The following is a 19,995-nucleotide window of genomic DNA, read 5'->3' as shown; positions in this document are numbered from 1 at the left end:
CTACGCCTGTGGGGTCTCGCCCCTACCTCTGCATCCCGCAGGAGTCAAGTGACTTCCGCTCCATTTCACTACGAGTCAGTAAGCCCCATACAACGAATTATGCAAAAACAGCTACTAAAAAATAACCATAACAAAAGCGATAGCATACTTCGCTACCGCTCTTTATATTTGTGAAGAAATTGTCTGATTTTTGTTTCATAAGCATTCGTATTGACGACATATGCTTCTCCATGAGTGGCATTAGGTACGAGCATGAGCTCTTTTTTGCTTTTAGCGGCATTATAAAGCTGATGGACCATAGATGTTGGAACAAACCTGTCTTCTTCTCCATGGATAAATAAAATGGGGATACTAGCTTTTTTTACTTGCTTAAGCGCAGATGCTTCACTAAACGTATAGCCAGCTTTAAGCTTAGTCAACAAACTTGTAACCTGCAATAATGGGAAACTAGGTAGATGGTACATTCTTTTTAGTTGGTGTGTTAACACATCTTTAGCAGATGTATAGCCGCAATCTGCAACAACAGCTTTCACTTGCTTAGGGAGATTCTCCCCACTTGTCATCAGAACTGTCGCTGCCCCCATTGAAACACCATGAAGAGTAATTTTCGATTGAGCACCATATCGCTCAATCACACTGTTAATCCAAGAAAGATAATCTTTTCTCTCATGCCAGCCAAAACCGATATAATGACCTTCGCTCGCTCCATGTCCCCTCGCATCGGGTAACAAAACATTATACCCTAGTTTCTCATAATAAAATCTAGCATATCTGGCCATATCCCTCGCTTGTCCTGAATAACCGTGAGCAATAATAACCGTATGTTGTGTTTGTCTTCGCGCTTCAAGTAGATAACCTTGTAAAATAAGTCCATCATTTGAGAGGATATGAACTGTGTTTACATTTTGCCTACTAAACCAAGTTTTCGGATCATCTGTTTCCATTTTTATAAATTTTGATGCAGACTTTGATTTTGTTAAATCCGGATCCTCATTTAAAAACGGTTTGGATGAACTTCGAATCGCTTTATGGTAAAAGTAAAAACTAGTTCCACTTAAAATAACAATGAACCCTATAAATAATATGACCAACATAGTAAATACCTTCTTTATTTATACTGATAAAGTGTATTATATCAGAGAAAGAGAATAGCAACATCTTTCTTCTTTATTTGTAAGCTTTAGAGAGTATACAATAAAACTATCTGCTCTACGAAAGGAGGAGGGACTATGCCGGACTGGTCCTATCATCTTTTATTCAAGCCTTTTTTAACGAAAGTACCTCCCACCTACTCTCGTAATTTCATACATAAATCAATGTCTACAATTGCGTCATTACCTTTTGGTAAACAAGTGATCCATTTTCTTGGGAGAGAAGAGTCCTCTCCTTTGCTCAAAAAACAATAGGTGATTTAACCTTTTCAAACTCAATTGGGGTTTCAGGTAAGCTAGATCCTCATTTATCAGGTACTGCAGCTTTTTCTAATTTAGGGTTTGGTTTTATCGAGATTGGTCCAATCACTAAGAATGCCAACAAAGGAACAGCTCCCTTAATGGATTATAAGAACCAAACGATAGACATTAGTGATTCTAGTGAGTCCATTGGAATTGAAAACGTGATAGAAAAATTACAAAAACTAAAATTGAGTCTACCACTGTTTATCCGAGTAACAGGAGCCCGACAAGAACAAGTAGAACTAATGGAAAAATTAGATCGTTTTGCAGACGCTTTTATTTTTCCATACGACAAACTAAAGACTGAGCAATTACCCACACGCATCTCTCGTAAACCGATTTATGTAGCGATAAACCCTACACAATTTGATGTAGCATTTTTAAGTCTTATTAAAGCAAAATATTCAGGCATTATTTTAGATGAAAAAAACGGATGTACTCACTCTGAAACGTTAATCAATCATCAAAATATACTGGCCACTCTTAAAAGCCAAAACTTTAATCTGCCAGTCATTACGGTGGGTGGCGTGATTAATCCAGAAGATGCACTACTATTACTCGAGAACGGTGCAGATCTTGTATTACTCTCTTCAGGTTATGTATTTGCAGGACCAGGACTACCAAAACGCATTAAAGAAGCTCAAGTAGAGCAGCTTGGGACGGAGAACTCAGAAGTAGTCGGTTGGAAATCATATTGGCTTTTTGGTTTTTCGATTTTAATAGGTGGACTCATTACATTACTGTTAAGTATGACGACAATCATTCTTCCTTACGATGAATTCTTTCTTGAAATGACTAGAGGTACAATTGAAGATTTCAACGAACGAATTCTTTATTTTATGGCTCATGATCGAATGACTTTAGCTGGAACGATGATATCAGGTGGTTTCCTATACGTGGTCCTAGCAAACTATGGCGTTAAAAATGGCTTGCGCTGGGCGAAACAAGCTATTGATGCGGCAGCTATTGTCGGCTTTCTAGGAATTTTACTTTTTATTGGTTACGGATACTTTGACTGGCTTCATCTTCTCTTTTGGATCATATTACTTCCTTTTTACTTAAATGGATTCTTTCAGACTAGAAATTTGCGAGGAACTCCCTCTTCAACCAATCGCAAAAACCATTTAACTTGGAAAAAAAGTTTAATTGGGCAATTCTCGTTCGTTGTTTTAGGGTTCTCGTTTGTAATCGGCGGAATAACGATCTCTTATATAGGCGTGTCTAATGTATTTGTTACGACAGACCTTCTCTATCTTTGTATGCCCGCTGATATGCTTTCAGAATTTAACAGTCGCTTAATTCCTGTTATTGCTCATGATCGAGCTGGATTTGGAAGTGCTTTACTCAGCGTCGGATTACTTGTATTAATGACAGCGCTTTGGGGATTTCAACAAGGGAACCGCTGGGTATGGTGGGCTTTATTTATAGGTGGCATTCCTGCTTTTGCAAGTGGAATTGCGATTCATTTTATAATTGGATATACATCATTCGTCCATTTATTGCCTGCGTATTTCGCTCTAGTTTTATATGTTACTGGATTAATATTTTCATACTCTTATTTTCATTTAAAACAAAATAAATGATGTTTAAGGACGTTAGAATTTACTTAGTTCTTTAGATTTCTGGTTTGAATAAGATTTTAGGGAACTATTTAAAGTTAGCGATTCTTATAAGAGGTGAGGAATAACATGTACAATCTTTATTGTAGACTCTATCAAAAGATATTTAGAATAACCGCTTATTTTTTAAGGTGGCGTAAACCCATCTTATTAGAGGGAGAAAACAGTGTAAGGAAACTGCCTTCGGTGATCAAAAAACAAAACATCGATCGTGTATTAATTATCACAGATAAAGGCATCGTTTCTATTGGGTTATTGCAGCCATTGCTTTTAAAATTAAAGCATGAAGGTATCCAATTCTTCATCTATGACAATACAGTTCAAAATCCTACGATAGAGAATATAGAAGAAGCTTTATTCGTATACAGAAATCATAATTGTCGAGGCATTGTAGCTTTCGGTGGTGGATCTCCAATAGACTGTGCCAAAGCTGTGGGCGCGCGTCTAGCTAGAACGAAAAGAACCATTCCTCAAATGAAGGGGCAATTAAAGGTAAGAAGAAAACTTCCTACACTCTTTGCTGTACCGACAACATCGGGTACAGGAAGTGAGGCGACACTTGCAGCTGTGGTATCTGACAAAAGAACGTTTGAAAAATACGCAATTAATGATACAGTGTTAATTCCCCACTTCGCTGTGCTCGATCCATTACTTACCATGAAGCTACCTCCAGCTATTACATCAACTACTGGTTTAGATGCGTTGACCCACGCTGTAGAAGCTTATATCGGTAAAAGTAACACTAAAGAAACAAAGCAGTGTAGTAGAGAAGCCGTAAAATTAATATTTGATAATATTTACGAAGCTTATTCAAACGGCTCAAATGTCCGTGCACGTAAGAACATGCAAAAAGCTTCATACTTAGCAGGAGTTGCATTTACTCGTGCATACATCGGCTATGTTCATGCAATTGCTCATACACTTGGAGGCTTTTATCAAATTCCTCACGGTTTAGCAAATGCGATAATCTTACCATATGTACTTGAGTATTATGAGGACGCCGTACACAAACCATTGGCAGAGCTAGCTGATTTAGTAGGTTTAGGTTCTGAGACAGATACTGAAGAAGAAAAGTCAAAGATGTTTATTAAAGCAATTAGGAAGTTAAATGAAGATATGAACATTCCACACAAAATAAATGGGGTACTAGAAAAAGATCTCCCCTTAATGATAGAAAGAGCTTTGAAGGAAGCTAATCCACTTTATCCTGTGCCTAAAATTCTTCGTAAGAAAGATATGGTGCAGCTTTATCAATTAATCACACAATAAACATGATGTAATTTAACAATGAAAAAAGATGGAGGTTGACCGATTGGAAAACTATCAAACATTAATTAATCAACAAAAACAATTTTTCCTTACTGGAAAAACTAAAGAGTTACATTTTCGCCTAGAAGCTTTACAAAAATTAAGGGAAGGTATCCGAACTAATGAAGAGCGTTTAGTCAAAGCTTTGAACACTGATTTAAACAAATCTGAGTTTGAAGCTTATTCTACTGAAATTGGAGTAATACTTGAAGAAATTCGATTTGCACTCAAACATGTTCGTAACTGGGCTAAACCTGAAAAAGTAAAAACACCTACAACCCATTTTGGTTCGGTAAGCTTTATCTATCCTGAGCCCTATGGTGTCGCCCTAATTATCGCTCCGTGGAATTATCCGTTTCAATTGGCGATTGCTCCTTTAATAGGTGCAATCGCTGCCGGAAATTGCGCTCTCTTAAAGCCTTCAGAATTAACACCGCAAACGTCAGCAGTTTTAAGTGATCTCATCTCTGAATTATTCCCTAGGGAGTTTATTTCTGTTGTACAAGGCGGAGTGGAAACAAGCCAGGCACTCCTGAGTGAGAACATAGATTACATCTTTTTTACTGGTAGTGTACCTGTTGGCAAAATCGTGATGGAGTCAGCAGCAAAAAACCTTACCCCTGTCACATTAGAGCTTGGAGGCAAAAGTCCTTGTATCGTTCACGATGATGCCAATATCAAAATAGCTGCCAAACGTATTGCATGGGGGAAATTTATGAACGCAGGTCAAACATGTGTTGCTCCAGACTACTTATACGTTCATCAAAACATAAAAACAGAATTTTTAAAGTTGCTTAAACAGGCCATTCAAGAACTATACGGGGAACATCCTCTTACAAATCCCAACTACACTAGAATTGTAAGTAGTAAACATTTTAAACGTCTTCAATCCTTTTTGAAAGATGGCGAAACCTTCATTGGCGGTAATACTAACGAAGATCAATTAAGGATTGAGCCAACTGTATTAACAAACATTCACTGGGATGACCATGTGATGCAAGATGAAATATTCGGTCCGATTCTTCCTATTTTGGAATACCATCAACTTTCTGAGGCAATTGAAGGCATTCATCATCATCCAAAACCTCTTGCACTCTATCTTTTTACAGAGAGCAGCAACACACAACAAACAGTATTAAAAGACATTTCTTTTGGCGGAGGGTGTATCAATGATACGATCTATCATATTGCATCCCCTCATTTGCCCTTTGGTGGCGTCGGAACTAGTGGAATTGGTTCCTACCATGGAAAAGGCAGCTTTGACACATTTTCACATAAAAAAAGCATCTTAAAACAAACAACAAAGTTTGATATTCCCCTTAGGTATCCAAACGTAAAAGATGGTTTAAAAAAACTTAAGTATTTCTTAAAGTAATTGTTTCACCTGACCGCTTGTTCATTACAAAAAGTTATCCCAAAAGGAAAAACAGTCCTTTTGGGATAACTTTTTACTATCATTTGAGCTCACTCTGCTTCAAGATGGGCCTCTACAAACATTCTATTCTTCTTTATTCGCGTTTTTCTCAAGCTCTGCTAATTTGGCAAGCAATATGTGTTGTGGCATATGCATGATTTGCTCAATTGGTACTTTAAGTTGTTCTGAAAGCTTTTGCGCAGTTTCAGCAGATATTTGTAATGGTCTCATGAATGATCCCTCCATCTTCTTTATTCTCATTACTATTTAACCACAGATTAAAAAGGCGAGCCAATCAAATCATAACAATTATTGTTCTATACTCGCCATTGCCTAATAACTTGGTAGAAAAGGAGGTATGGCAATGATCCACATCGTGAAGCCTGGAGAAACATTGTTTGCTATTTCTGAAGACTATCGTACTTCTTTTTCTAGCTTGCTTGCGGCCAATCCCGGAATAGACCCAAATGTTATTATTGTTGGTCAACCTATTAATATACCTGGTCTCCCGTCTCCTTCCACTATTCCTTATACGATCCACATTTCTTTATCCAATAGAACATTAACGTTACAAGAAAACGGTATAATTCAAAAAGTCTATCCTATTGGAGTAGGAAGAATGCTCCACGAAACACCTGTTGGCGATTTTATCATTGTTAACCGTGCACCGAATCCAGGAGGTCCATTCGGTTCTATGTGGTTAAGCTTATCAAAAAAATCGTATGGCATACACGGGACGAATGATCCCGCCTCAATTGGTCAATATGTCTCGTTAGGTTGTGTGAGAATGCACAACCATGATGTAAACGAATTAGCTCAATTTGTGCCGAACGGAACAGCCGTATATATTAGACCATAAAAAATCAAGCTCTATCTTTCTAACTCTCTCACCCTTTATGATAAAATTTAGAAAAGAAGGACTGGAGGGATGGTCATGCATCTTCATAGTGTAACAACCTTGAATGAAAGGAAGAGCATACTAAAAGAAACTGTAGTTACTTTCGCACAACGAGCAAAACAACATGATGAAGAAAACTCTTTTCCAATGGAAAACATCGAAGACTTAAAAAAAATAGGTTATACCTCTTTAACTGTTCCTAAGGCTTATGGAGGACAAGGATTAACATTATCAGAATGGTTACCACTTCAAGAGTTAATTGCCCAAGCTGATGGGTCAACTGCTTTATCAATAGGATGGCATATTGGTCTTGTGAGTCAACTTGCTGAGCATTCGAATTGGCCAGAGAACATACTGCATAAGCTCTTTAAAGAGATTGTTGAAGATGGGGTATTACTAAATGCTGCAGCTTCAGAACCAGAAACCGGAAGTCCTACACGTGGTGGAAAACCAACGACTCGAGCTGCTCGTGAAGGTAATTCGTGGATCATTACAGGCAGAAAAAGTTTTACTTCAATGGCTCCTGCTCTCGACTATTTTATTGTTTCAGCAACAATGGATGACGAGCAAGTCGGTAATTTTCTTATTCACAAATCTTTAACCGGGGTAAAAATTAAAGAAACATGGAATTCCATTGCTATGAGAGGAACCGCTAGTCATGATTTATATTTGGAGCAGGTGCAAGTACCCGAAGATGCCTTTTTAGAAGTTATTCACCCTGGTAATAAACGCCCTGCAGGTTGGCTTTTACATATTCCTGCTTGTTACTTGGGAATTGCACAAGCAGCAGAGCAATTTGCCATTGACTTTGCTACCTCCTACTCCCCTAACAGCTTGCAAACAGCTATTAAAGAACTTCCAAACGTTCAAGTTAAAATTGGAGAGAATGAGGCGGCCTTACTACAAGCTCGCTATTTTCTTTACGGAGTCGCTCAAAAATGGGACCAAATTTCGGATGATGAGAAGAAACAAATGCAATCAGAGCTTGGTTCCGTTAAATATCATGTCGTGAATGCGGCTATTGAAATAGTAGACCGAGCAATGAGAGTCGTCGGTGCTCAAAGTTTGTTTAAAGACAATGCCATTCAACGGTATTACCGCGATGTTCGGGCTGGACTCCATAATCCTCCTATGGATGATCGTACTCTAATTCAACTAGCAACTGAGGCTTTTAATAAATAAAATGGAGGTCTTGCAATTCTTTTTGCAGGACCTCCGTTTTTTCGATTACACTTCAATCGTTCATTTGGATTATGAATATACGACAAATAAATTTTCACTATCCCCCTGTCGAATCTTGTATAATGATGACAAGGGGGAAACCATGAAAAAGTTACTTTTACTACTCATTTTTGTACTTGTTATTTTTATACCTTTCATTTTATGGTCCATTCAATCAAGTCAAGAACTTAATGTCGTTATATTAGATAAAACTGTACCAACCGAATCATACAGAGAACACAATGGGCTTACTTGGCTTTTAAATCATTTAAAATATGAACAGAACACAGGCAATTATAGTGCTGAAACAGATTATTACGGCTTTGTTCCTAATGATAGCGAAAAAAAACATAGCGTCCGTCCCCTACCATCATCACTAACAGGAACAGACCTTGTTTATATGGCTGATACATATGGTGTCTATCAGGATGACTTGCCTTGGACACCTAACTCTAGGGGGGAACGTTCAGAACTAATTTACGGAGGCCTTTTACAGGAAGAGTGGCAAACAATTAAAAAACATATTACTACCCACCCTAGTACTCTTGTAGCTGAATTTAATTCTTTTGCTTCCCCAACTGAGGAAAGTGTTAGAAAAGATATAACTGACTTTTTAAGCCTTGATTGGACAGGCTGGACCGGCCGTTATTTCGAAGATTTACATCGTGATAATGAAGAATTACCAATTTGGATGATTGAACGACATGAAGCTTTTACAGGTGAGCGTTGGGCTTATGAAGAAAGCGGCTTTGTTCTTGTGCATGATTGGAAAGAAGAAATCGTCGTTTTATCAGAAAAACTTAATCATGTCGGAGCATCCGAGCTAAGACTTGCGTTTACCGAAGCTGGAAAAGGCTTTTTTGGTTTAGAAGAAAGTCCGCCATATCAGTACTGGTTTGACATTGTAACCCCGTATGATGAACAAGATGTCCTTGCTTATTACGACTGGGATTTAACATCTGATGGAAAAGAACTCTTAAAGAAGCATCAAATACCAAGTCAATTTGCAGCTGTTATTCACCATCGGAAAAATCAATCGAATCTCTTTTATTTTGCTGGAGATTTTGTTGATATTAATACAGTACCTTCTTTAACGAGATTTGCTGGGTGGTCTAAATGGAAGGCTTTAACTTCATTTGAAGCGACTAGCCCTGATTCAAGTTTTTTCTATAGAGCTTATGTTCCAATGATGAAAAAAATCCTCCAAATGGAAAACCAAGAAAAAATAATGAACGAACAAACCTTTCCGTCTACTTCTAGCGGCGATGCTTCTTATTCGGCTCGAATACAAGGATCAACATTTGAAATCTACCATAATGGTAATTGGGAACCTGTAGCGATTAAAGGAGTTAATATGGGAATGGGGAAACCTGGTACTTGGCCGGGAGAAGCAGCTATAAAAGAAAGTGAGTACTATCGTTGGTTTGAGCAAATTGGTGAAATGAATGCTAATACCGTTCGAGTCTATACCTTACATCCTCCTGATTTTTATCGTGCTTTGAAAAGATATAACTCAGAGCATGATAAACCAATCTATCTGATGCATGGTACTTGGTTTAATGAAGATCTACTTCATGAACTTAGGGAGAAACATCCTGAAGCCGATGCTTATAGCTCTGAAATTGTTGAGGAGTTTCAAACCGAATGGAGAAACATTGTCGACGCCATTCATGGACAAGCGAATATAGAAGAACGTAGCGGCCATGCTCATGGCTCTTATTATACGGATATTTCCGCTTACGTCATTGGCTGGATCATTGGGATTGAATGGGACCCAGAAATGGTTCATAACATGAGTCTAAAATATGCCAATCAAGAAGATTACAACGGAACTTACATCGACAGTGTCAATGCGGATGGAATGGAACAATGGCTTGCGTGGCAACTTGACGAGCTTGTCTCTTATGAGCAAGAACAATATGGTTGGATTAGACCAGTAAGTTTTACAAACTGGGTTACTACAGACTTACTCGATCATCCCGCTGAGCCTTCAGAAAGTGAAGACTTAGCTGTCGTTGATCCTAATAAATTAAAAGTTAAAAATGAAGTATCCGAAGTTGGAATGTTTGCTTCCTATCACATTTACCCGTATTATCCGGATTTCTTAAACTTAGAAGAGAAATATACTGAATTTATTGATCATCGCGGTGAGCGGAATAACTATGCTGGGTATTTGAAAGATTTGAATGCTGCTCATGATCTGCCGATTTTAGTTGCAGAATTCGGGGTCCCAGCTTCAAGAGGGCTTACGCATGTAAATCCATTTGGTTGGAATCAAGGCTTTCTCTCTGAAGAAGAGCAAGGGAATATTCTAGTTCATTTATACGAAGATATTGTTAAGGAAGATATGCTTGGTGGTCTAGTATTCACTTGGCAAGATGAATGGTTTAAAAGAACTTGGAACACAATGGATTATGACAATACCGATCGCAGACCATATTGGTCAAATGCTCAAACGAACGAGCAACAATTTGGTTTACTCGGCTTTGACCGTCTTAAAATTAAGGTCGATGGTGAAATTGACGATTGGGAGACAGATCCATTGTACCCGTATTCTAACGGCTCTCTAGAACAACTATTCGTTGACTCTGATGAACGCTACCTTTATCTTAGACTCGATTTAAGTGAACGAGTTCATATGGGTGAAGAAAATCTCCGTCCTGTATTTATGTTCGATGTTCACCCAAATCAAGGTAACGAACAGTTTATGGAGATCCCTTCACTCAAGGCTTTTAATACTGGTATTGACTTTGTACTAGATATTCAAGGTAAAGACCGAGCCAATCTATTAGTAGATGCCTATTACGATACGTTTTTATTTCACTACGGTGTAGATTTAAACATGCTTAGTGATCAGGTTACTATCCCTAACCGAAACAGTGGCATGTTTAATAAAATTCAATTAGCTTTAAACAAAGAAATGACTCGTCCAGATACGGGCGAAACATTTGATTTTGTTGCTTATGAAACTGGTGAATTCCGTTATGGTAATGGTAATCCACAATCAGAAGATTACGATTCCTTAGCAGATTATTATTATTCAGAAGATGATACAATTTTAGAAATAAGAATCCCATGGGCACTGCTTAATGTTAAAGATCCTAGCCAACGTGAAATCATGGGTGACCTTTATAAAAATGGATCTGAAAAAGAACTATATCAGCATCTTCACCGAAAAGAATATATAGATGGAATCAAAATAGCTGTTCTTTTATTAGACAACAACAATGAACTAAAAAGCTCACTTCCTAAGATAATTAATTCAGAACTTAATGGACAAGAGATGAAATTATATAGTTGGGAAAAATGGGACGTACCGCTGTCAGAAGAACGATTAAAACAATCTTACTTTATTCTTCAAGAATATTGGAAAACCAAGAATTAGATAAAATTTGCAACAAAAAAGCCTGCTGTGCAACCACTTTTCGCACATGCAGGCTTTTTCAATTAACGATCTTGTTGAATATTAGGAAACAAAACGTCTCCAGTTTCTGATTTTAATAAAAATTCTACTATTGTTTTGGATAATTCATAAGGAGGGTAGGGCTTTGTTAAATATTTTTCTATGCTCCATTTTTCAACTTGTTCTTCTGATTTATCAAGAGCCGAAGAAATGATAATTGGAATTTGTTTAGTAAGCTCATCTTCTTTTAAACTTCTAATTAAATCCCATCCATTCATTTCTTCTCCTAACATTAAGTCAACAACAATTCCTACTAAAGGAATTTTCCTCGCATCTTTATAAGCCCTTAACGGATCACTGTAGTGAAGCACCTTAAAGCCTTTTCCTTTTAACTCCTCTGATAATAGCAATGCTAGACTCGTATCATCTTCAACAATTAATACATTTTTTTCTTTACCGTTAGTATCTGAATTAAATTCTGTCTCAATTGTGGCATCCTCTAATTCAGTAGCAAGTAACGGTAACTTTATAATAACTGTTGTCCCTTTGCCTTCTTTTGATTCAATCCCTATTTCACCATTGTGTTGTGTAATGATTTCTTTACAGATAGCTAATCCTAAACCGGTGCCCCCAATCTTTCTTCGCTCACTATTATCAATTCTGTGGAATTTCTTAAAAAGTGAAGGAATATCATTTTCAGGAATTCCAAGTCCTTGATCTTTAATTTTTATTAATAAATGCTTGTCATTATTAGATAATGAAATTTCCACATCTCCACCCTCAGGTGAAAATTTAATCGCATTACTAATAATATTTGTAAATACTTGCATCATTCTTTCTTTATCTATATTAACCTTTACGTTCGGAGCCTCATCAGTTAAAAATACATGGTGACGCTTTTCATGCTTAAATTGTCTAACCGTTTCCATGACAATTTCGTTTATTTTCAATGTTTCCATTACATAATTTTGCGTTCCTGATTCCATTCTTTGCAGATCAAGAAAGTCATTAAATAAATTCGTTAATCTCTTAGCTTCTTTATGAATGGTTGATAAATATTTTTGCTGTCTTTCAGGTTTGAGCTCTTTTGTAATTAGTAGCTCAGTAAAACCAAGTACGCTTGATAACGGTGTTCGTAGTTCATGACTAACTGTACTTACAAGTTCTGATTTCATTTGATCGACTTCATGCTCTTTTGTAATATCACGATGAACAAAGATCGTACCAACTTTTTCACCTCGTTGAAAAACGGAAGTCGCATATACATCTATAAAGCGTGAGTGTGATCCTTGTAAGGAGTAACGATAGTTTCTTCTATCTTTAAAGTTAGCTTCAATTGCTTCAACAAAGAAGATCTCTAATTCTTCTTTTTCATTTGCTTCATTTACAACATCTGAAATCCAAATCTTTTTTGGAATATGATGTTGACTAGACCAGTTTTGACCCGTAATCAACTGACTAATTGCCTCATTACTATGCAACATATCACCGTTAATTGAAACAAATTGTATTCCTTCATTAACATTATTTACGATGTCACGATTTAGTTTTCTAGAATATTCTACTTCTTCATACATTTTAATCCGTTCAAGAGCTAGTGAAATTTGCTTCATCATTCCATAGATCTCTTCCATTTCATCCTCTGTAATTATACTGCCAATTCTTGTAGCCGCAAAAACTCCAACCAAAGCTTGATTACCATTATAAAGAGCAGCATAAAAGTCATAACACATTACATCTGTCATAGAGATACCTAGCTCCACAGGATCTGCTTTTCGTTTTATGATGTAATACGGCTCATCTTGTAACCTTGCAAATTGTTGTTCAGAAACACTGGTGTTAAAGCGTTCAATGGTTTCCTTTGAAAGTCCTTTTGCAGAATACACATCGTCCTGAGCTAAGCTGATAATACTTGCATCAAAGAAATATAGTTCATTAAGGTTATGAAGAATTTCATTTGTTAACTCTTTCTTATCAAGGGTAAAAGTCAGGGCTTGACTTAAATGACTATACCTCTCTACCTTTTCTTTCGCTTTTTCGGTTTGTTTCAATGAATCTAATAACTTCTCTTGAGTGCTGATAGTCGTTGTTATGTCATTTCCAATCAGAATATATTGATAGGGAATTCCCTTAGCATCCACATATGGAACAATAGTCATCTTCAACCAATATTTATTTCCGTCTTTCTTCGTGTTCTGTACCTGATCGATCCAAATACTACCGTTTTGAATTGTTGACCACATTGTTTCTATATCACTTGCACTCTCTCTACCCTGTAAAAGTGAAAAAGGTTTTCCAAGCAACTCATTTTTCTTGTATTGTGTCAGTTCAGCAAATTTATCATTAACATAATTTAAAACACCATTAGGATCTAGTATCGCCACAACGGCTGATTGATCCAAAGCTTTTGTTATGCTTTCAATCTCTGTCAGCGTTCTCTGCAATTGATGCTGCTGGGCTGTTAATTCATCTTGTTGAGCGAGTAGCTCTTCATTCTGAGCTGTTAATTCTTCTTCTTTCTCTTGGATGGTTTTCGCCATCTTAATAAATGAGCTTGAAAGCGAGCCTATTTCGTCTTTACGGTTAAACTCTGTTAATCTAATCGCTTCTCCCTTAGCTAAATGTTTAGTAGCTACCGTCAACTCTTCAATTGGCATAACAATATCTCTAATGATACGGCCAATCAAATAGATAAAAAGGACTAATACTAAGCTACTGAACACAAACACAATAATGGTGAATTTCTTAGCTTGTGTTAAAGAATCTTGGAAAGCTGCGTCTAGTTCAGTTTCGGCATGGGTTTTAAATTTTTCAGTATAAATTAAAAACTGCTCAATTTTTTGATACGCTCCTTGATCTGCAAAGCTTTTAAGCTCTTCATATTGACCACTAGCCGCAAGTATAGATGACCTTTCAAAAATATCAGTCTCATACTCTGTATAAAATTCTGAAATGCTTTCTACTAATTCTAGTTCTCTTTCATTTAAAGGCAACTGACGGTATTGTTCAGATAAGATTTTTAGTTGGTTAATATAATTGTAGACTTGATTTTTATCAACTTCTTTTTGATAAAGATAAAAACCTCGACCACTTATCAGCATATCTTTTAAAGCAGACTCCATCTCATCCACAATTTCAAATTTTTCTTGGATTTCTGCTCTTTCCTCATCGATTTCATCTTGTGCTATTGTCATATAACTTAAAAAGATAATGGCGATGAATACGATCAACATTAGTGTTAACCCAATGATTGATATGTATTTGCGACGGATACTCTGATTAAACGTTATAAGTCTTTTTTTCATTCATGTTCCTCCAAAGTGTTAATCTATGAAACACTACTACACTCGTCAAATTAATACAAAATTCGACATTGCACTTATTATACCTTCTAGTGGTCTTACGATCTAGAGGATTTATCTGCTACTGAGAAGAATAATTTTCAATGAAAAACAAATTTAACCTATCTCATAAAAACCCATTGACATTTTATTAATCAAATTTTATGATTAATATAATTGAAATTTCCGAGAGATCAAATGAAATAGTTATGAAGAAAAAGCTACTTTAGCGTTTAGTTGAATTTACTCGGCTAAGCGAAAAAGGAACTGTTGCTTCAAACTAAAACAATGATAAATCGGCGTATTTTACTTGAATTACTGAAGTAGAATATGCCGTTTTTTTGTAACTATCTACAACTCTTCTTAGGAGGTACATCATGTTAGAAACTAGAAAAAAAGGGGTGTTAGAAGCTACGATCTCTAAAGCTTTAACACAATGGGAGAAGGACTTTTTAGGAAGAGGTTCAGTTTCTGTTAAAACAGATATTTTACGTGACATGGTTATCATAACTCTCCAGGGTGTCCTAACTCCTGCAGAATATGCCCTTTGTCAAAAAGATGAAGGTCGCCTCTCCATTAAGAAAATTCGAAGTGAACTAGTTGAATCTGGTCGAGATATGCTCGGTAATTTAATACAAGAGCTGGTCGGCATGGAAGTTACCACATTTCATACCGATATTAGTACAAAGACTGGCGAAAGAATTATGCTGTTTCGATTGGCTTCAGACCTTGAGAAAACGTTAAGTTAATATTGGGAGATCTTTAAAAGGCTTATGTAAGCTTGTTAAAGGTAAACCGACAATTATAGGATACAAGTTACTACTTAACTTGTCCGATAGTTGTCGGTTTTTTTTATGAATTAATTACGAGGAGGAGGAAAACACATGTATGAAATCATTGTTCAAAATCTCTTGAGTCCGGTCGTGTTGTTTTTCGTTTTAGGATTAATTGCAGCACTATTAAAATCTGATTTGAAATTTCCAAGTGCATTAAACGAAACTTTGAGTATTTTCCTATTAGTTGCGATTGGATTAAAAGGTGGTATAGAACTTTCAAAATACTCATTTCAGGAAGTAATTAGTCCTGTAATCGCAACACTAGTTCTCGGATCTTTATTACCAATTATTGTTTTGTTTCTCTTGAAAATAATTAAGTTAGATACGAAAAATGCAATCGGCCTAGCTGCTACTTATGGATCTGTGAGTATCGTAACATATGGTGCGGCCATTTCATTTCTTGACCACACTGGTACTAGTTATGAAGGTTTTATGAATGCAATGGTTGTTTTGATGGAAAGTCCAGCCATTATTATCTCACTTATTTTATTGAAAGTGCTTGAACGCAAGAAAGAAGATTCACCAGTATTGACTCCGCAAAAATTGGCGTTTCAATCACCTGTGACTGCTCTTATTGATAAAGAAGTTCTAAAAGAAGCTTTCTTTGGAAAAAGTATTATGCTTTTACTTGGAGCGCTTCTCATTGGCTTAATAGCTGGCGAAAAAGCAATTCCAGCAATCCAACCTTTATTTATTGATTTATACAGCAGTGTACTAATATTGTTTTTGTTAAGTATGGGATTAACTGCGGGAGAACGTCTTCCTGAAGTAAAAAAACATGGACCTAAACTGTTGTTATTTGGAATCATTATGCCTATTATTGGCGGGATATTAGGTGTAGGTATGGGGCACTTGATTGGCTTATCACTTGGTGGTATGACATTGATGGGAGTTCTTGCAGGAAGTGCCTCCTATATTGCAGCACCAGCTGCTCTCCGTACTTCTGTTCCTGATGCGAACCCTTCCATCTATTTAGGGCTAGCACTTGGCATTACTTTTCCTTTTAACTTAATTGTCGGCATTCCACTTTTTTATCAATTTGCCCAGTGGCTTTCCTAACAAACATAAAAAGCTAGCCTGTAGCCAAGTTTTCTCTTGGCTACAGGCTTCCCTAATTTTAATGGATTTCTTCATAGATTAATGTTGGTTTCATTACTACTTGATCCGAAATCGAGTAAGCGGCTAACACCATTTCTACCACTTGTTGTGCTTCTTGCGAGTTTGAATGGAGAGTGGCAAGAGACTCCCCTTTCTTCACGGAATCTCCTATTTTCTTGTTTAAGACAATCCCGACAGCTAAATCAATTGTCGAATCCTTTGTAGCACGACCTGCACCAAGAAGCATTGCTGCCGTTCCAATCTTATCAGCAACAATGGTAGATACTGTCCCTGTTTCATTCGCTGTAACCTCGATTAGATATTTAGCAGAAGGTAACCTATCAGGGTTGTCAACAATAGATGCATCTCCATTTTGAGAAGTTATAAAAGTTTTAAGCACTTCTAGAGCCTCACCATTTGCAATCACTGCTTCAAGCTTTGAACGTGCTTCCTCAATAGAGATTGCTTGCTTCGCCAAAAATACCATTTGACTTCCGAGAGTTAAACAAAGCTCTTTTAAATCCTCAGGTCCTTCTCCTCTGAGCATCTGAATGGCTTCTTTCACTTCAAGCGCATTTCCGATTGCTCGACCTAGTGGTTGATTCATATCAGAAATGATGGCCATTGTCTCTCTCCCTAAATTTTTCCCAATTTCTACCATAGCTTCAGCTAATTGCTTTGATTGATCTAATTCTTTCATAAAAGCACCCGAGCCTGTTTTAACGTCTAATACAATAGCGTCCGCACCTGAGGCAATTTTCTTGCTCATAATAGAGCTTGCAATCAAAGGAATAGAATTAACGGTTGCTGTTACATCACGAAGAGCATAGAGCTTTTTATCTGCAGGAGTTAAATTCCCTGTTTGACCAACTACAGCCAGTTTATTTTTATTGACTAATTCAGTAAACTGTTTCGTATCAATTTCAACAGAAAAACCAGGAATGGCTTCTAGTTTATCAATCGTTCCGCCCGTATGCCCAAGTCCTCGACCTGACATTTTAGCAACTGGAACCCCTAAAGCTGCTACGAGCGGGGCAAGAGCGATCGTTGTTTTATCGCCTACCCCTCCTGTTGAATGCTTATCAACTTTAACTCCTTGAACCGCAGATAAATCAATTTGATCGCCTGATTCAACCATTGCCATAGTTAACTCAGCACGCTCACTCGTCGTCATATCTTGAAAGAAGATTGCCATTGCTAAGGCCGAAATTTGATAATCAGGGATATCACCTTTTGTATAGCCTTTAATAATAAAGCGAATTTCCTCTTTCGTTAGCTCTAGACCATCTCTTTTTTTTTCAATTAGGTCAACCATGCGCATCATTGCGTCACTCCCCTTTTCGCCAATTCCGCTTCTATGTATTAGCTCTTACATCTCTTTGACAATCGCTTTAATTACTCCTAAGAAGTCCGCTTTCACACGTTCTGTTGTTTCCATAACCTCATCATGTGTTAAAGGCTGTGGTAGGATTCCTGCAGCCATATTTGATATACAAGAGATTCCTAAAACCTCAAGCCCAGCATGACGAGCAACCATGACTTCTGGAACAGTGGACATACCAACCGCGTCAGCTCCTAAGGTCCGAAGCATCCTTACTTCAGCTGGAGTCTCATAAGCTGGTCCAGTGTTCCCGACATAAACGCCTTCTTGAATGTCAATCCCTAAGCTTTCTGCTTTTTCGCGTGCTAACTTGCGTAAACGCTCTGAATACACATTAGACATGTCTGGAAAGCGAACTCCCATTGTCTCGTCATTAGGTCCAATTAATGGACTATCGCCCATATTATTTATATGGTCGTTAATAATCATTAAATGACCAGCTTCAAAGCTTTCGTTTACTCCACCAGCTGCATTGGTTACAACGATTTGATTAACACCTATAGCCTTCATCACACGTACTGGAAATGTCACCACATCCATACTATAGCCCTCATAATAATGAAAGCGACCTTGCATAGCTACTACTTGTTTCCCTTCTAATGTCCCAAATACAAGTTGACCAGCATGTCCTGCGACAGTTGACACTGGGAAATTCGGAATATCTTCATAGCGAACTTTCACTGGATTTTCAATTTCATCTGCTAAGACCCCAAGTCCTGATCCTAAAATTAAACCAATTGAAGGCCCCTCATTCATCTTTGTTTTTAAAAAATCTGCTGTTTGTTGTATTAATTGTTTATCTGCCATCAAAATCCCTCCTATAAATCTTGTAAGAAACTTTTTCCAAACTTCGGTAACGCCACTTTAAAATTATCCGCAATTGTCGCTCCCACATCAGCAAAAGTTTGTCTTACACCTAAATCTTTTGCATCAGATTGAAGCTTATTATAAACAATCAACGGAACATATTCTCTCGTATGATCTGTACCTGGATGGGTTGGATCATTTCCATGGTCTGCAGTAATGATTAGTAAATCTTTCTCGCCAAGCTCTTCTAATACCTGTTTTAATTGTTTATCAAATTGTTCCAGCGCTTGTCCGTAACCAATCGGATCACGTCTGTGTCCAAATACAGCATCAAAATCAACTAGATTTAAAAAGCTAAGGCCAGTAAAAGACTTTCTGATGGTTTCTACTAACTTCTCCATCCCGTCATCATTTGAAACCGTTCGAATCGCTTCTGTAATTCCTTCACCATCATAAATATCAGAAATCTTTCCAATAGCAATTGAATCAATGCCATTATCGACCAATTCGTTCATTACAGTACGTTCAAAAGGCTTTAACGCATAATCATGTCGATTAGGTGTTCGCTTCCAGTTACCCTCTTCTCCAATGAAAGGACGAGCAATAATCCGGCCAACCATGTATTTAGGGTCTAGTGTTAGCTTCCGGGCTTTTTCACAAATATCATACAATTCTTCTATTGGAACGATATCTTCATGAGCTGCAATTTGAAGAACTGAATCAGCTGAAGTATAAACAATTAGATCTCCAGTTCTAACATGCTCAGCTGCCAGTTCGTCTAAAATTTCCGTACCTGAAGCTACCTTATTACCAATCATTTTTCGGCCCCACTGTTCTTCTAACTCCTGAACCAGCTCAGGCGGGAAACCATTTGGGAAAACCCGGAATGGCTCCTTAATATGTAAGCCCATCAGTTCCCAATGTCCTGTCATCGTGTCTTTGCCACTTGAAGCTTCTTGCATAATGCCAAAATGAGCAAGTGGCTCGCTCACTTTTTTTACACCGGGAATTTCACGAATATGACTTAATCCTAATTTCTCCATATTCGGCATCGTTAGGCCGTCCATCTTTTCAGCAATATGTTTTAGCGTATGAGAACCTTCATCTCCAAACTCCGCTGCATCCGGAGCTTCTCCTATCCCCACTGAATCCATCACAATTAAAAAAACACGTTCAAAACGAAACGTAGTCACTGACTAATTCCTCCTTTTTTTC

The 19,995-nt window shown here is 37.3% G+C and carries 14 protein-coding genes; 8 read left to right on the top strand and 6 right to left on the bottom strand.

The genetic code is table 11. From position 1 onward, the window contains the following. Nucleotides 1-152: 152 nt before the first annotated feature. The gene (locus JCM9157_RS18555; protein ID WP_035667087.1) at nt 153-1,094 is read right to left on the bottom strand and encodes an alpha/beta hydrolase; all 942 of its coding nucleotides are present in this window, start codon (nt 1,092-1,094) and stop codon (nt 153-155) included. Between the two features lie 458 nt (nt 1,095-1,552). On the opposite strand from JCM9157_RS18555, the gene JCM9157_RS18550 reads away from it, so the two are divergent. From JCM9157_RS18550 to JCM9157_RS18540, 3 genes are all read left to right on the top strand, one after another. Beyond that, entirely contained in the window at nt 1,553-3,037 is a 1,485-nt protein-coding gene (locus JCM9157_RS18550) for a beta/alpha barrel domain-containing protein (protein ID WP_369384776.1), read from the top strand. 105 nt (nt 3,038-3,142) lie between these two features. Next, a complete protein-coding gene (locus JCM9157_RS18545; protein ID WP_035667086.1) occupies nt 3,143-4,342 on the top strand; it encodes an iron-containing alcohol dehydrogenase in 1,200 nt (399 codons plus the stop codon). Nucleotides 4,343-4,385: 43 nt separating this feature from the next. Then, entirely contained in the window at nt 4,386-5,756 is a 1,371-nt protein-coding gene (locus tag JCM9157_RS18540) for an aldehyde dehydrogenase (RefSeq protein ID WP_035667084.1), read from the top strand. A gap of 123 nt (nt 5,757-5,879) precedes the next feature. On the opposite strand, the gene JCM9157_RS24170 is transcribed toward JCM9157_RS18540, so the two are convergent. Beyond that, entirely contained in the window at nt 5,880-6,026 is a 147-nt protein-coding gene (locus tag JCM9157_RS24170) for a YycC family protein (RefSeq protein ID WP_081734249.1), read from the bottom strand. 133 nt (nt 6,027-6,159) lie between these two features. Between JCM9157_RS24170 and JCM9157_RS18535 the strand changes: the two genes are divergently transcribed. The 3 genes from JCM9157_RS18535 (at nt 6,160) to JCM9157_RS18525 (ending at nt 11,299) form a co-directional block, all read left to right on the top strand. After that, a complete protein-coding gene (locus JCM9157_RS18535; protein WP_035667083.1) occupies nt 6,160-6,654 on the top strand; it encodes a L,D-transpeptidase family protein in 495 nt (164 codons plus the stop codon). Nucleotides 6,655-6,729: 75 nt separating this feature from the next. Then, nucleotides 6,730-7,875 carry an acyl-CoA dehydrogenase family protein gene (locus tag JCM9157_RS18530; RefSeq protein WP_035667082.1) on the top strand — a complete coding sequence of 382 codons (1,146 nt, stop codon included), beginning with the start codon at nt 6,730-6,732 and terminating at the stop codon, nt 7,873-7,875. Between the two features lie 142 nt (nt 7,876-8,017). Further along, nucleotides 8,018-11,299: a hypothetical protein gene (locus JCM9157_RS18525; protein ID WP_035667081.1), complete on the top strand. Its 3,282-nt coding sequence runs from the start codon at nt 8,018-8,020 to the stop codon at nt 11,297-11,299. Nucleotides 11,300-11,361: 62 nt separating this feature from the next. Here the strand turns inward: JCM9157_RS18525 and JCM9157_RS23610 are convergent, their stop codons facing one another. After that, a complete protein-coding gene (locus JCM9157_RS23610; protein ID WP_052013257.1) occupies nt 11,362-14,622 on the bottom strand; it encodes an ATP-binding protein in 3,261 nt (1,086 codons plus the stop codon). Between the two features lie 413 nt (nt 14,623-15,035). Between JCM9157_RS23610 and JCM9157_RS18515 the strand changes: the two genes are divergently transcribed. Together JCM9157_RS18515 and JCM9157_RS18510 are read left to right on the top strand one after the other, a co-directional pair. Then, the gene (locus JCM9157_RS18515; RefSeq protein WP_035667080.1) at nt 15,036-15,407 is read left to right on the top strand and encodes a Na-translocating system protein MpsC family protein; all 372 of its coding nucleotides are present in this window, start codon (nt 15,036-15,038) and stop codon (nt 15,405-15,407) included. 135 nt (nt 15,408-15,542) lie between these two features. Next, nucleotides 15,543-16,553, top strand: a complete 1,011-nt coding sequence (locus JCM9157_RS18510; RefSeq protein ID WP_035667078.1) for a sodium-dependent bicarbonate transport family permease — start codon at nt 15,543-15,545, stop codon at nt 16,551-16,553. Between the two features lie 58 nt (nt 16,554-16,611). Here JCM9157_RS18510 and JCM9157_RS18505 read toward each other — a convergent pair whose 3' ends face one another. From JCM9157_RS18505 to deoB, 3 genes are read right to left on the bottom strand one after another with little or no spacing between them, the layout of a single operon-like run. Next, complete coding sequence (locus JCM9157_RS18505) at nt 16,612-17,913, bottom strand: pyrimidine-nucleoside phosphorylase (RefSeq protein WP_035667090.1); 1,302 nt, start codon at nt 17,911-17,913, stop codon at nt 16,612-16,614. 48 nt (nt 17,914-17,961) lie between these two features. Continuing rightward, nucleotides 17,962-18,780, bottom strand: a complete 819-nt coding sequence (locus JCM9157_RS18500) for a purine-nucleoside phosphorylase (protein ID WP_035667077.1) — start codon at nt 18,778-18,780, stop codon at nt 17,962-17,964. Between the two features lie 11 nt (nt 18,781-18,791). Beyond that, nucleotides 18,792-19,973, bottom strand: coding sequence for a phosphopentomutase (gene deoB, locus JCM9157_RS18495; RefSeq protein ID WP_035667076.1), 1,182 nt, complete (start codon nt 19,971-19,973; stop codon nt 18,792-18,794). Nucleotides 19,974-19,995: the final 22 nt, after the last annotated feature.

It is taken from the genome of Halalkalibacter akibai JCM 9157 (genome assembly GCF_000513135.1).
GTDB lineage: Bacteria > Bacillota > Bacilli > Bacillales > Bacillaceae_D > Halalkalibacter > Halalkalibacter akibai.
The sequence above is the reverse complement of the archived record's forward strand: the minus strand, read 5'-3'. Positions and strand labels throughout refer to the sequence as shown.

Coding starts and splice junctions, on each gene's coding strand:
- JCM9157_RS18510 (WP_035667078.1), top strand. CDS start 15,543: ATGTATGAAATCATTGTTCAAAATCTCTTGAGTCCGGTCGTGTTGTTT.
- JCM9157_RS18500 (WP_035667077.1), bottom strand. CDS start 18,780: ATGGCAGATAAACAATTAATACAACAAACAGCAGATTTTTTAAAAACA.
- JCM9157_RS18525 (WP_035667081.1), top strand. CDS start 8,018: ATGAAAAAGTTACTTTTACTACTCATTTTTGTACTTGTTATTTTTATA.
- JCM9157_RS18505 (WP_035667090.1), bottom strand. CDS start 17,913: ATGCGCATGGTTGACCTAATTGAAAAAAAAAGAGATGGTCTAGAGCTA.
- JCM9157_RS23610 (WP_052013257.1), bottom strand. CDS start 14,622: ATGAAAAAAAGACTTATAACGTTTAATCAGAGTATCCGTCGCAAATAC.
- JCM9157_RS24170 (WP_081734249.1), bottom strand. CDS start 6,026: ATGAGACCATTACAAATATCTGCTGAAACTGCGCAAAAGCTTTCAGAA.
- JCM9157_RS18550 (WP_369384776.1), top strand. CDS start 1,553: ATGGATTATAAGAACCAAACGATAGACATTAGTGATTCTAGTGAGTCC.
- JCM9157_RS18535 (WP_035667083.1), top strand. CDS start 6,160: ATGATCCACATCGTGAAGCCTGGAGAAACATTGTTTGCTATTTCTGAA.
- JCM9157_RS18515 (WP_035667080.1), top strand. CDS start 15,036: ATGTTAGAAACTAGAAAAAAAGGGGTGTTAGAAGCTACGATCTCTAAA.
- JCM9157_RS18530 (WP_035667082.1), top strand. CDS start 6,730: ATGCATCTTCATAGTGTAACAACCTTGAATGAAAGGAAGAGCATACTA.
- JCM9157_RS18555 (WP_035667087.1), bottom strand. CDS start 1,094: ATGTTGGTCATATTATTTATAGGGTTCATTGTTATTTTAAGTGGAACT.
- JCM9157_RS18545 (WP_035667086.1), top strand. CDS start 3,143: ATGTACAATCTTTATTGTAGACTCTATCAAAAGATATTTAGAATAACC.